Genomic DNA, 12834 nt, shown 5'->3' with positions numbered 1-12834 from the left:
CGCCGTGCCCGTACGGGTTCGGCGGGTCACCACCACCCGCGGGGGCGGTGTCTCGCGGCCGCCGTATGACTCCTTCAATCTCGGCGATCACGTCGGCGACGATCCGGCGGCGGTGGCGGCCAACCGCACGCGGCTGGCCGATGCCATCAGCGCCGACGCCGTCGTCTGGATGAATCAGGTCCATTCCGACCACGTCGTGGTGGTCGACGGCGATCCCGGGACCACGGTCGACGACACCGACGCGCTGGTGACCACCACGCCGCGGCTGGCGCTGGCGGTACTGTCCGCCGATTGTGTCCCGGTGCTACTGGCCGACGCGCGCGCCGGCGTCATCGGTGCCGCGCATGCCGGCCGGGTCGGTGCGCAATTGGGCATCGTCGCGCGCACGGTGGACACCATGGTGGGCCTGGGTGCCTCGGTCGGCGATATCTCGGTGCTGCTCGGCCCGGCGGTCAGCGGCCGCAACTACGAGGTGCCCGCCGCGATGGCCGACGAGGTCGAGGCCGCGCTGCCCGGTAGCCGCACCACCACCGCCAAGGGCACTCCCGGTTTGGACATCCGGGCCGGAGTCGTCAGGCAACTCACCACCTTGGGCGTCACCGCGATCGACGTCGACCCGCGGTGCACCGTCGAGGACCCTCAGCTGTTCAGCCATCGGCGCGGGGCGCCCACCGGCCGGCTGGCGTCATTGGTGTGGATGCAATGACCGGCCAGACGCACCGCGACGCGGAGTTGGCCGGATCGCTGGCCGCGGTCCGGTCGCGGCTGGCCGCTGCCGCCGAGGCGGCCGGCCGCGATGTCCGCGATATCGAACTGCTCCCGGTCACCAAGTTCTTCCCGGCCTCCGACGTGGTCATCCTGCACCGGCTGGGCTGCACCGACTTCGGCGAATCCCGCGAGCAGGAGGCGGCCAAGAAGGTCGACACCGTCGCCGCGCAGTTCCCCGGCGAGCGGATCCGCTGGCACATGGTCGGCAGCATCCAGCGCAACAAGGCGCGCGCGGTGGCCCGCTGGGCTTATGCGGCCCATTCGGTGGACAGTGCCCGGCTGATCGCCGCACTCGGCGGTGCCGCCGAACAGGAGATGGCCGAGGGCCGGCGCACCGAGCCGCTGCGGATCTACCTGCAGATCAGCCTGGACGGTGATCCCGCCCGGGGCGGGGTGCCGGTCAGCGCGCCGGACCAGATTCTTGAGCTGTGCGCCGCCGCCCATGCCATCGACGCTCTGGAATTCGCTGGGCTGATGGGGATTCCGCCGTTGGGCTGGGACGCCGAAGACGCCTTTGCCCAACTGGCCGCGGAGCGCGACCGCGTGCAGCGGTCGTTCGCTCACCGGCTGGGCCTGTCGGCTGGCATGTCCGGCGATATGGAGATAGCTGTGCGACACGGATCGACGTGTGTGCGTGTCGGTACCGCGCTCATGGGGCAACGCCCGCTAACGTCACCCTGAGTAGTCACTCCAGTCACATCTTCATCACAGATAACAAAGACATCAGCAGCAGAAGGGGCAGGCGATGAGCACACTGCACAAGGTCAAGGCCTACTTCGGTATGGCGCCGATGGACGACTACGAGGATGACTACTACGACGACGAGCGGCCGGCGCGCAGCTATGCCCGCCGGGCCGTCGAGGACCGCTTCGAGGACGAGGGGTACGGCCGGGAGCCGCGCGACGGTCGCGGCTTCGATGATCGCGGCCCGCGCGAGTACGAGCGCGATATGGACATGGCGCCGGGGGGATACCGCGGCGGATACGACTCACCGCGATTCGAAGGCCGGCTGCGCGCGCCGCGTGAGTTCGACCGCCCCGCGCCGCGGTTCGCCGCCGCCGCCACCCGCGGTGCGCTGGCGATGGAGCCGCGCCGGATGGCCGAGCTGTTCGAGGCCGGCAGCCCGCTGGCCAAGATCACCACGCTGCGCCCCAAGGATTACAGCGAGGCCCGCACCATCGGTGAGCGGTTCCGCGACGGCACGCCGGTGATCATGGACCTGGTCTCGATGGACAATGCCGACGCCAAGCGTCTCGTCGATTTCGCCGCCGGGCTGGCATTCGCCCTGCGTGGCTCGTTCGACAAGGTGGCCACCAAGGTCTTCCTGCTCTCGCCGGCCGATGTCGACGTCACGGCCGAGGAGCGGCGCCGTATCGCCGAGGCCGGCTTCTACTCCTACCAGTAGCAGCGGGCGCCCGGGCGACGCCGGGTAGGCTGATTTCCAAGGGACCTCGCTGGTCCCACCGGTTCGCAATCGTGTTTCCGCCGTAGTGAGGTCGGCTTCAGTTGGCGCTGTTCTTCGAGATCCTGGGTTTCGCGCTGTTCGTGTTCTGGCTCCTGCTGATCGCGCGCGTGGTCGTGGAGTTCATCCGGTCGTTCAGCCGGGACTGGCACCCCAAGGGACTGACGGTGGTGATCCTCGAGCTGATCCTGTCCGTGACGGACCCGCCGGTGAAGCTGCTGCGCCGACTGATCCCGCAACTGACCATCGGCGCGGTGCGCTTCGACCTGTCCATCATGGTGCTGTTGCTGGTCGCATTCATCGGCATGCAGCTGGCCTTCGGGGCCGCGGCCGGTTCGGCCGGCTGACGCCGCTGCGCGAGCCCGGGCCAGGCCCGCTACCAGCGGAGAAGATTGAAATTAGCTCTTAATTATCGACCTCCTCTGCAACCGCCGGGTCTGCTGTGACAGGATGGACGCCAGTTACTCGTACCGACGCTCTACACTTTGAAACCGGTTGACGGTCCAGACTTCAAGGGGGCAGACGATGCCGCTCACACCAGCCGACGTTCACAACGTCGCATTCAGTAAGCCGCCTATCGGTAAACGCGGCTACAACGAGGACGAGGTCGACGCGTTCCTCGACCTGGTGGAGAACGAGCTCACCAGGCTCATCGAGGAGAACGCCGACCTGCGTCAGCGCGTGGCCGAGCTCGACCAGGAGTTGGCCGGCGCCCGCTCCGGCGGCGCTCAGCCCACCCAGTCCATCCCCGCATACCAGCCCGAGCCCGAGCCGGAGCCTGTTGTGCAGCCGGTCTACGAGGCGCCGCAGCCCGTCGTCCAGGCGCCGGCCGCTCCCGTCTCCGAAGACCACCACGTCCGGGCCGCCAAGGTGCTCAGCCTGGCCCAGGACACCGCCGACCGGCTCACCAGCTCGGCCAAGGCGGAGTCCGAGAAGCTGCTCTCCGATGCGCGCGCCCAGGCCGACGCCCTGGTCAGCGAGGCACGTCACACCGCGGAGACCACCGTCGCCGACGCCCGCCAGCGCGCCGATGCGTTGTTGTCGGACGCCCAGACCCGGTCCGAGGCGCAGCTGCGCCAGGCCCAGGAGAAGGCGGACGCCCTGCAGGCCGATGCCGAGCGCAAGCACTCCGAGATCATGGGCACCATCAACCAGCAGCGCACGGTCCTGGAAGGTCGCCTCGAGCAGCTACGCACCTTCGAGCGCGAGTACCGCACCCGCCTGAAGACCTACCTGGAATCACAGCTCGAGGAGCTCGGCCAGCGCGGTTCGGCCGCACCGGTGGACACCGGCGCGACCAACGACTCCGGCGGCTTCAACCAGTTCAACCGCGGAAACAACTGACCAGGTCCACAACCGGCTAAATTCGATCAATGCTGATCATTGCGCTCGTCCTCGCCGTCATCGGCCTGGCTTCACTGGTGGCCGCCGTCGTCACCAGCAACGAGCTCATCGCCTGGGTCTGTATCGGTGCCAGCGTGATCGGTGTGCTGCTGCTCATCGTCGATGCGCTGCGCGACCGGTCGCACCGTAACGCCGACGAGTCGGCCACCGGAGAGCCCGACGAGACCGCGGACGAGGCGGCAGAACCCGAGACCGCGGTGCAGGATTACCCCGACGAGGACATCGCCGAGGCTTCCGGGGCGCCCGATGCGGCCGAACCCTCCGAGGCGTCTGACACGGCCGAAGCCGCCGACGTGCAGGCCGCGGATGCGGAGCCGACCACCGAGCTGCCGGAAACCACCGAGTCCGGTGCCGAGGCCGATGCCGACGCCGAGCACAAGGACGCCGAGCCCAAGAGCTAGGTCGGGGTCGCCAGCAGCCGGCGCACCTCGTCGTCGCCGGTCTGCCGGAAGTCGTCGTACACCTGGCCGACCGCGCTGAAATCCGACGGTGTGCAGGCGCAGACCACCGCGTCCGCCTCGGCCCGCAGCGCGCGGCGGGTCGATTCCGAGCCCACCGGCACGGCCACCACCACCGACCCGCATCCGGCCGCCCGCACCGCACGCACGGCGGCGAACATGCTGGCACCGGTCGCGACCCCGTCGTCCACCAGGATCACCGTGCGGCCCGCCAGGTCCGGAGGCGGCCGGTCGCCGCGGTAGACACGCTCCCGGCGATGCAGCTCGGCGGTCTCGGCCCGGATCGTCGCCTGCAGTTGCGCCTCGCCGATGTCGAGGCTGCGCATCACATCACTGTTGAGCACCAGCCCACCGCCGGTGGCCAGCGCGCCCATCGCGAGCTCGGGCCAGTCCGGCACACCCAGTTTGCGCACCAGGAACGCGTCGAACGGGGCGTGCAGGGCGGCGGCCACCTCCCAGCCCACCGGAATCCCGCCGCGGGCCAGGCCCAGCACCAGCAGATCGGCGCGTCCCCGGTAGGGCGCAAGGTGTCCGGCCAGGACCCGGCCCGCATCGCTGCGGTCGGCGAACCTGACCGATCCGGTCCGGCGGAGAACTCTCTTCATCGCGGTAGTTTCGATAGGGACATCACCAGCGTAGGACGAGATACCCGGACATCGAAGGGCGCAATCACGATGGGCATCGAATACCGCAGCGTGGTCGATCATCCGCTCGATGTCGTCTTCGACTGGCATACTCGCCCGGGTGCCATGCGGCGGCTGGTGCCGCCGTGGCAACCCATGACGGTGGTGTCCGAGACGTCGTCGCTGGCCGACGGGCGGGCGGTGCTCGGCCTGCCGGGCGGACTGCGCTGGGTGGCGCGCCACGACCCGGCCGAGTACGACCCGCCGCACCGCTTCGTCGACGCACTGGACTCCGACGGGCCGCGGTCCTGGCCGGCCCGGGTGGTCGGGCAGTGGCGGCATACGCACGAGTTCGCCTCTGCCGGACCGGGTTCGACCACGGTGTCCGACCGGGTCGACACCGTGGTACCCGCGGCGGTGCTGCGGCCGATGTTCGTCTACCGGCACACCCAACTCGCCGACGACCTGGCGGCCCACCGTGACGCCGCCGCCGCGGGTCTGGGCTCGCTGACCGTCGCCGTCACCGGCGCCGGCGGCCTGGTCGGGTCGGCGCTGACGGCGTTCCTGTCCACCGGTGGCCACCGGGTGATCCGGCTGGTGCGTCACCGTGCGACCGGACCTCAAGAGCGCCAATGGAATCCGTCGGATCCGGACCCCGGCCTGCTTGACGGCGTCGATGCGGTGGTTCATCTGGCGGGCGCCTCCATCGCGGGGCGGTTCACCGCCGAACATCGAAACGCCATCCGGGACAGCCGGATCGAACCGACGCGCGCGTTGGCCGAACTGGCAAGCCGGACCCGCGATGGTGGCCCTAAGGTGTTCGTCGCCGCCTCGGCGGTCGGCTTCTACGGCTACGACCGTGGGGACGAGCCGCTCGACGAGACCAGCGGCCGCGGCGCCGGTTTCCTGGCCGACGTGGTGGCCGACTGGGAGGCCGCGACCGAGCCGGCGGCGGCCGCCGGACTGCGCGTGGTCAATGTCCGTACCGGAGTGGTGCAATCGGGCGCCGGCGGCACCCTGCGGCTGCTGCGGCCGCTGTTCGCGGCGGGGCTCGGCGGCCGGTTGGGCACTGGCGCGCAGTGGTTGTCGTGGATCGGCCTGGACGACCTGCTCGACGTCTACCACCGCGCGCTCTACGACGAGCGGCTGAGGGGACCGGTGAACGCCGTGGCGCCCGAACCGGTGACCAACGCCGAATACACCGCCGCGCTGGGCCGGGTGCTGCACCGCCCCACGCTGCTGCCGGTGCCGTCATTCGGCCCCCGGCTGCTACTGGGCGAACAGGGCGTGCGTGAACTGGCCGAGGCCGACCAGCGGGTGCACCCCGCCGCGCTGCTCGGGCTGGGGCACCGGTTCCGGCGCCCCGGTATCGAGGCGGCGCTGGCTCACGAACTGGGGCATGGCTGACGGGCCACCTGGGTGAGGAACCCGTCGACCAGGCCGCGCACCCGACGTGCGGTGTCGTCCTTCAATTCGGCTGTGCGGACCAGTATTTCGTCATGGTCGAGGCCGTGGCCGATCACCTCGCCGTCGCGGTCGCCGGCCAGCCACAGGGCCAGCAGCCGGTGATCGATCTCGGGGTGGAACTGCAACGCCAGGGCCCGACCCAACACGAACGCCTGTGACGCGCGGGCGGTCCTGGCGATCTCGACCGCGCCTGGGGGCAGGGTCCACCGGTCGAAATGCCATTCGAACCACGGGCCACCCGGCACCAGATCGGGCCGGTCGGTGCTGATATCGGTCCAGCCGATCTCGGCCACCGGCGCCCGCGACACCGAGCCGCCGAAGGCCTGCGCGATCAGCTGACCACCGAAGCACACCCCGAGCACACCCACCCCGGCATCGGCGGCGTCGTGCAGCAGCCGGGTCTCCGCGCCCACCCACGTGCGGCGCAACGCCTCGTCGTACACCGGCCACCGGGCCCCCAGCGGCACGATCACGTCATAGTCAGCCGCGCCGGGGAAGGTCACCTCCCCGGCCGGGTCGTCGACCCGCTCCGCGGGCACCACTTCGAAGGTGTGCACGTCGAACCCCTGCTCGGTGAACGCCTCACCGAGCAGGGCCTCCGAAGCCAGGTGTTCGTTGCAGAGGAAGAGAACCTTGGGCGCCACCGGGCCATTATTTCGCCGGCGGCCCCGGTGGCGCATCCTCGGGGCCGGTCCCGTGACTCACTGTGCGATGCGGTAACGGCGTTCGGGGCGGCCCGCGCCGTATTGCAGGCGCAGTTCCAGCAGGCCGGTGCTCAGATAGTGCTCCAGATAACGGCGGGCGCTGACCCGGGAGATGCCCACCAGATCGGCGCACTCGGCGGCGGACACCTCGTCGGCGGTGCGCACGGCGTCGAGCACCAGCTGCCCGGTCTCGGCGCCGAGGCCTTTGGGCAGCCCCGTCGTCGGGGCCGGGGCGGCGCCGCTGAACAATGCGTCGATCATCGATTGATCGGCCCCGCCGTCGGCGGCCAGCGCGTCGGCCCGGGCGGCGAACGCCCCGAGTTTGGCGCGTAGCTGCTCGAATTCGAATGGCTTGATCAGGTAGTCGGCCGCGCCGCCGTCCAGCGCGCCGCGCACCGTGTCCAGCTCGCGGGCCGCGGTGATCATGATGACGCCGACGCGGTTGCCCTCAGCGCGCAGCCGGTGCAGCACCGCCAGGCCCGACATGTCGGGCAGGTACACGTCCAACAGGATCAGATCGGGCCGCAGCTGCGTGGCGGCATCCAGCGCCTCGGCGCCGGTGCGCGCCACCCCGACGGGCCGGAAACCGTCGATCCGTTCGACGAAACGACGATGGATTTCGGCGACCATGAAATCGTCGTCGACGATCAGCACGTCACGCATGGGCCAGCCGCACCACGAACGACGCGCCACCGCCGGGCGCGTCCTCGATCTCGACGTGTCCGCCGTGCTGGGTGGTGACCAGCCGGACCAGTGCCAGCCCGATACCGCGCTGTTTCTCGGGGCCACCCGCACCGGCCGGTTTGGAGGTCACCCCGCGTGCGAACAGCGATTCGCGCAGATGCGGTGGCACGCCTGGGCCGGAATCGGTGACGGCGATGGTCAGGCCGTCGTCGTCGCGCACGGTGACGTGCACCTCGGCCCGCGGCGCGCCCACCGAGGCGTCCACGGCGTTGTCGATCAGGTTGCCCAGCAACGTGATCACGTCGGTGGACAGGGCCGGCGACAGCGCCCGCAGCCGACTGTCCGGGTCCAGCACCAGGGTGACCCCGTTCTCGGCGGCCAGTGACGTCTTGGCGATCAGCAGCGCGGCCACCGCCGGATCGGAAACCCGTTGCGTGACAGCATCGTTGATCTCGGCGCGACGGCGGGTCAGGGTGCCGACGAGTTCGTGTACGGCGTCGTACTCGCCGAGCTGCACCAGCCCCGAGATGGTGTGCAGCTGATTGGCGAACTCGTGGGTCTGCGCGCGGAGGGTGTCGGTGACGCTGCGGTGCGACGACAACTGGGCCTGCAGCGCCGCCAATTCGGTGCTGTCGCGCATGGTGGTGACGGTACCGATACGCCTGCCCTGGCTGCTGGCGGCCCGCCGGTTCAGCGCCAGCACATGGCTGCCGGTGGCGATGATGACGTCGTGGCCCTCCTCGCCGGACATCAGGAAGTCGACGACGGCGCGCTCCAGTCCCAGTTCGTCGACGCGCCGGCCCACCGCGCCGGCGTCCAGCCCGAGCAGTTCCTGGGCGCTGTCGTTGAGCACGGTGACCACACCGTCCGGATTGACCGCCACCACGCCTTCACGGATGCTGTGCAGCAATGCTTCCCGATGGTCGGCCAGGCCCGCGATCTCGGTGACCTCCAGCCCGCGGGTGTGCCGTTTGATCCGGCGGGACAGCAGCCACGAGGCGGCCAGCCCCAGCACCGCGCCGAGTCCCAGATAGAGCAGCAGACGTTCACCGGCGCCGCCGAGCAGCTCCCACACGGTGGGGTAGCGCTCGCTGACCGACACGATGCCCAGCACCGCGCCGCTGGCCGCCAGGATGGGCACCTGGCCGATCAGGTTTCGCACACCGGCGATATCGCCGTCGCCGAACCAGGCCCGGCCCTCGTCGGCGCGGCTGGCGCCCAGGTCCACGTGGGCGCCGATCCGGCCGGGGTCCGAGGACACCAGCACCACACCGGCCGGGTCGAGGATCTCGGCCAGACCGGCCCCGGACAGCGCCACCGCACGGTCCACGTCGGGCGCCAGGACCCGACCGATGAACGGGTCGGTCCAGTGCTTTTCGACGCGGTCCCGGACGATCGGGGTGGACGCCACGTTCTCGGCCACCGCGATCATCCGCTGGCCCCGGACGTCGCGGAACTCCCGGATGGACTGCGCCACCGACACCGCGGCCACCGCGGTCAGCACCACCGCCACCACCAGCAGCTGGAACAGCAGGAATTGGCCGGCCAGGCTTCTGCCCTTGAACGGCGGTTTCGTGAACTTAACGACCACAACTTCCTTTGCGAACTCATGCGTGACCCACGTCACCTGGTGGGTCCAGTATTGCCGAACATCACATCGACGATGGGGGATGACCGTGCGTTCCAGAGCGGGACTGGCCGTGCTGCTGGTGGCGGCGCTGCTGTTGACGGCGTGCGGGGTGACCCGCGGCGAGCAGACCACCGGGCTGCACCGGCTGCGGATGATGGTGCCCAACAGCCCCGGCGGCGGTTACGACCTCACCGCGCGGACCGCGGTGAAGATCATGGAAGACACCGATATCACCGGCCGGGTGGAGGTTTTCAACGTCATCGGCGCGGGCGGCACGGTGGCCATGGCCCGCCTGATGAACGAGAAGGGCAACGGCGACCTCATGATGATGATGGGGCTCGGTGTGGTCGGCGCGACCTACACCAACGGCTCCACCGCGCGCGCCTCGGATGCCACCGCACTGGCCAAGATGGTCGAGGAGCAGGAAGGCATCCTGGTCCCGGCCAATTCGCCGTACCGGACGATGGCCGACTTCGTGGCCGCCTGGAAGGCCGACCCGGCCCGGATGACCGTCGGCGGTGGATCCTCGCCCGGCGGACCGGATCACCTGTTCCCGATGGAGACCGCGCGTGCGGTCGGTGTCGACCCGAAACGGGTCAACTACATCACCTACGACGGCGGCGGTGACCTGTTGACGGCGCTGCTGGGCGGCAAGATCGCGGTCGGCACTTCGGGTTTGGGCGAGTACGTCGATCAGATCGAGGCCGGCCAGGTCCGCGTGCTCGCGGTGTCGGGCACCGAACGCGTCGAGGGTGTCGACGCCCCCACTCTCACCGAGGCCGGGATCGACCTGACCTTCACCAACTGGCGAGGCGTGCTGGCCCCGCCCGGGATTTCCGACGACGCCCGCGACGCGATGGTGCGGGCACTGACCGATCTGCATGGCACCGACCAATGGAAGGAGGCGCTGGTGCGCAATGGCTGGAGTGACGCGTTCCTCACCGGCCCGGCGTTCGAACAGTTTCTCGCCGACCAGGATCACCGGGTGTCGACGACGCTGACCGATCTGGGTCTGCTGTGAAGACCGTCGACCGCTCGCAGTATCTGATCTGCGTCGTGATGGTGGCCGTCGGCGGGTTCCTGATCGTCGACGCGCTACGACTGACCGCCGGTTTCGCCAAGGTGGATCCGGTGGGGCCGAAGTTCTTTCCGATCGTCATCGGCATCGGACTGATCCTGTTGGCCGTCGCGCTGGCGATCGCGATCGAGCGCGGGTCGGTCGGGCAGATGGAGGGTGGCGAGGACGTCGACCCGGACAGCCCCGCCGACTGGCGCACCGTCGGCCTGCTGGTGGCGCTGTTCGTGGGCGTCATCGTCGCGGTCCAACCGCTGGGCTGGGCGATCACCGGCGCCCTGCTGTTCGCCGGTGCGGCAACGATTTTGGGCAGCCGGCATTGGGTACGCAACGTGGTGATCGGCACGGTGCTGTCGGTCGGCAGTTTCTACGCGTTCTACTCCGGGCTCGGAATCCCGCTGCCCGCAGGCATTTTGGACGGGATTCTGTAGATGGAAAATTTCAGCTGGCTACTGCAGGGGTTCGCCGAGGCGGCCACCCCGATGAATCTGCTGTACGCGGTGATCGGCGTGCTGCTGGGTACGGCGGTGGGTGTGCTGCCCGGTATCGGCCCGGCCATGACGGTGGCGCTGCTGCTGCCCATCACCTACAACGTCAGCCCCAGCGCGGCGTTCATCATGTTCGCCGGCATCTTCTACGGCGGTATGTACGGCGGCTCGACGACCTCCATCCTGCTCAACACCCCGGGTGAGTCGTCGTCGGTGGTCACCGCGATCGAGGGCAACAAGATGGCCAAGGCCGGGCGGGCGGCGCAGGCACTGGCCACCGCCGCCATCGGTTCGTTCGTCGCGGGCACCATCGGCACCATCCTGCTGGCCGCGTTCGCCCCGGCGGTGTCCCGCTTCGCAGTGACCCTCGGTGCCCCGTCGTACCTGGCGATCATGCTGTTCGCCCTGGTCGCGGTGACCGCGGTGCTGGGGGAATCGAAACTGCGCGGGGCCATCTCGCTGCTGCTCGGGCTCGCCATCGGTGTCATCGGCATCGACTTCATGACAGGGCAGCCGCGCGCCACCTTCGGGTTGCCGCTGTTGTCCGACGGTATCGACATCGTGGTCGTCGCGGTGGCCATCTTCGCGCTCGGCGAGGCGTTGTGGGTGTCCGCGCATCTGCGCCGCCGGCCCGCCGACGTGATCCCGGTGGGCCGGCCGTGGATGAGCCGGTCGGACTGGAAGCGGTCCTGGAAGCCGTGGCTGCGCGGCACCGCCTACGGTTTCCCGTTCGGTGCGCTGCCCGCCGGCGGTGCGGAGCTGCCGACGTTCCTGTCCTATATCACCGAGAAGAAGCTGACCAAGCATCCCGAGGAGTTCGGCAAGGGCGCCATCGAAGGTGTCGCCGGACCGGAGGCCGCGAACAACGCGTCGGCCGCGGGCACCTTGGTACCCATGCTGTCGCTCGGGCTGCCCACCAACGCCACCGCGGCGGTGATGCTGACGGCGTTCGTGTCCTACGGCATCCAGCCCGGCCCCACGCTGTTCGAAAAGGAACCGCTGCTGATCTGGACGCTGATCGCCAGCCTGTTCATCGGCAACTTCCTGCTGCTGGTGCTGAACCTGCCGTTGGCCCCGCTGTGGGCGAAGCTGCTGCGCACGCCGCGGCCCTACCTGTACGCCGGCATCCTGTTCTTCGCCACACTCGGCGCGTTGGCGGTCAACGTGCAACCACTGGATCTGGCCCTGCTGCTGGTGTTCGGTCTGCTCGGGCTGATGATGCGTCGGTTCGGGCTGCCGGTGCTGCCGCTGATCATCGGGGTCATCCTGGGCCCACGTATCGAACGGCAGCTGCGCCAGAGCCTGCAGCTCGGCGGTGGTGACTGGGGCAACCTGTTCACCGAACCGGTGGCCATCGTGGTGTACGTGTGCATGGTGCTGTTGATCGCACTGCCGTTGATCCTGCGCCTGGTCCGCCGCAAGTCGGCCGGTTCCGCGGATCACGACCTGGAAGAGAAGGCCAACGCATGATCGTCATCGGTTACACCGCCGACCAATTCGGCCATACCGCGCTGCAGCACGGTATCCGCGAGGCGCGGTTGCGCGACACGGATGTGCTGGTCATCAACGCGACCAAGGGGGAGGCGCTGGCCGATCCCGCGTTCGCCCAATCCGGCGCGCTGCACAGCCTGGAGGCGCAACTCGATGCCTCCGGTGTGCGCTACCAGGTGTCGCAGCCGGTGGGGGTGGATCCCGTCGACGAGCTGCTCGACGCGATGGATCGCCCGGAGGCCGAGCTGTTGGTGATCGGCATCCGGCATCGCAATCCCGTGGGAAAGTTGTTGCTGGGCAGTGTGTCTCAGCAGTTGCTGCTGGAATGCCGCAAGCCGGTGCTGGCGGTGAAGCCCGCCGACGCGTGAATCCGGCCATCGGTACCCGCTCCGGTTGTCGCTGAAAAGTCGCTCGAAGGCGGGCAATGATCACCCACCCGCGCACTTCGACCCTTTCGCAGCCGAGTTCTGGCATCCTGAATCCATGACCCAACAGCCGCCCTACGGCGTCGATCCGGGCAACATCCCGCCGCCTCCGCCCGGGGGAGCGCAGTACCCACCCCAGTACCCCCCGCCCTACC

The 12834-nt window shown here is 69.5% G+C and carries 15 protein-coding genes; 11 read left to right on the top strand and 4 right to left on the bottom strand.

Annotation, left to right across the window (positions count from 1 at the left end):
- The first annotated feature begins 4 nt into the window (after positions 1-4).
- From pgeF to AWB94_RS31110, 6 genes are all read left to right on the top strand, one after another.
- Positions 5-706: a peptidoglycan editing factor PgeF gene (gene pgeF / locus AWB94_RS31135; protein ID WP_062654665.1), complete on the top strand. Its 702-nt coding sequence runs from the start codon at positions 5-7 to the stop codon at positions 704-706.
- A complete protein-coding gene (locus AWB94_RS31130; RefSeq protein WP_062654666.1) occupies positions 703-1449 on the top strand; it encodes a YggS family pyridoxal phosphate-dependent enzyme in 747 nt (248 codons plus the stop codon). The genes pgeF and AWB94_RS31130 overlap by 4 nt, the downstream gene beginning before the upstream one ends.
- Positions 1450-1513: 64 nt before the next feature.
- On the top strand, positions 1514-2173 hold the full coding sequence (locus AWB94_RS31125; RefSeq protein ID WP_062654667.1) for a cell division protein SepF: 660 nt from the start codon (positions 1514-1516) through the stop codon (positions 2171-2173).
- Positions 2174-2274: 101 nt separating this feature from the next.
- The gene (locus AWB94_RS31120) at positions 2275-2577 is read left to right on the top strand and encodes a YggT family protein (RefSeq protein WP_024451967.1); all 303 of its coding nucleotides are present in this window, start codon (positions 2275-2277) and stop codon (positions 2575-2577) included.
- 178 nt (positions 2578-2755) lie between these two features.
- Positions 2756-3574, top strand: coding sequence for a DivIVA-like cell division protein Wag31 (gene wag31, locus AWB94_RS31115; RefSeq protein WP_062654668.1), 819 nt, complete (start codon positions 2756-2758; stop codon positions 3572-3574).
- A gap of 29 nt (positions 3575-3603) precedes the next feature.
- Entirely contained in the window at positions 3604-4035 is a 432-nt protein-coding gene (locus tag AWB94_RS31110) for an ICP22 family protein (protein ID WP_062654669.1), read from the top strand.
- On the opposite strand, the gene AWB94_RS31105 is transcribed toward AWB94_RS31110, so the two are convergent.
- Complete coding sequence (locus AWB94_RS31105; protein WP_062654670.1) at positions 4032-4697, bottom strand: phosphoribosyltransferase; 666 nt, start codon at positions 4695-4697, stop codon at positions 4032-4034. The genes AWB94_RS31110 and AWB94_RS31105 overlap by 4 nt on opposite strands.
- Positions 4698-4766: 69 nt before the next feature.
- Between AWB94_RS31105 and AWB94_RS31100 the strand changes: the two genes are divergently transcribed.
- Entirely contained in the window at positions 4767-6122 is a 1356-nt protein-coding gene (locus AWB94_RS31100) for a TIGR01777 family oxidoreductase (RefSeq protein WP_062654671.1), read from the top strand.
- On the opposite strand, the gene AWB94_RS31095 is transcribed toward AWB94_RS31100, so the two are convergent.
- Genes AWB94_RS31095 through AWB94_RS31085 form a run of 3 tightly spaced genes read right to left on the bottom strand, consistent with a single transcriptional unit; the run spans position 6101 to position 9161 of the window.
- Positions 6101-6826: a type 1 glutamine amidotransferase gene (locus AWB94_RS31095; protein WP_109761948.1), complete on the bottom strand. Its 726-nt coding sequence runs from the start codon at positions 6824-6826 to the stop codon at positions 6101-6103. The genes AWB94_RS31100 and AWB94_RS31095 overlap by 22 nt on opposite strands.
- 57 nt (positions 6827-6883) lie before the next feature.
- Entirely contained in the window at positions 6884-7549 is a 666-nt protein-coding gene (locus AWB94_RS31090) for a response regulator (protein ID WP_062654673.1), read from the bottom strand.
- Entirely contained in the window at positions 7542-9161 is a 1620-nt protein-coding gene (locus AWB94_RS31085; RefSeq protein WP_062654712.1) for a sensor histidine kinase, read from the bottom strand. Before AWB94_RS31085 ends, AWB94_RS31090 begins: the two co-directional genes overlap by 8 nt.
- Positions 9162-9240: 79 nt before the next feature.
- On the opposite strand from AWB94_RS31085, the gene AWB94_RS31080 reads away from it, so the two are divergent.
- The 4 genes from AWB94_RS31080 to AWB94_RS31065 are packed head-to-tail and all read left to right on the top strand — an operon-like array spanning position 9241 to position 12622.
- The gene (locus AWB94_RS31080) at positions 9241-10221 is read left to right on the top strand and encodes a Bug family tripartite tricarboxylate transporter substrate binding protein (RefSeq protein WP_062654674.1); all 981 of its coding nucleotides are present in this window, start codon (positions 9241-9243) and stop codon (positions 10219-10221) included.
- A 38-nt stretch (positions 10222-10259) separates the two neighbouring features.
- Positions 10260-10706, top strand: coding sequence for a tripartite tricarboxylate transporter TctB family protein (locus tag AWB94_RS31075; RefSeq protein WP_084394931.1), 447 nt, complete (start codon positions 10260-10262; stop codon positions 10704-10706).
- Positions 10707-12233, top strand: a complete 1527-nt coding sequence (locus AWB94_RS31070; protein WP_062654676.1) for a tripartite tricarboxylate transporter permease — start codon at positions 10707-10709, stop codon at positions 12231-12233.
- Positions 12230-12622 carry a universal stress protein gene (locus AWB94_RS31065; protein ID WP_062654677.1) on the top strand — a complete coding sequence of 131 codons (393 nt, stop codon included), beginning with the start codon at positions 12230-12232 and terminating at the stop codon, positions 12620-12622. Before AWB94_RS31070 ends, AWB94_RS31065 begins: the two co-directional genes overlap by 4 nt.
- Positions 12623-12834: the final 212 nt, after the last annotated feature.

It is taken from the genome of Mycolicibacterium canariasense, from assembly GCF_002101555.1.
Lineage (GTDB): Bacteria > Actinomycetota > Actinomycetes > Mycobacteriales > Mycobacteriaceae > Mycobacterium > Mycobacterium canariasense.
The sequence above is the reverse complement of the archived record's forward strand: the minus strand, read 5'-3'. Positions and strand labels throughout refer to the sequence as shown.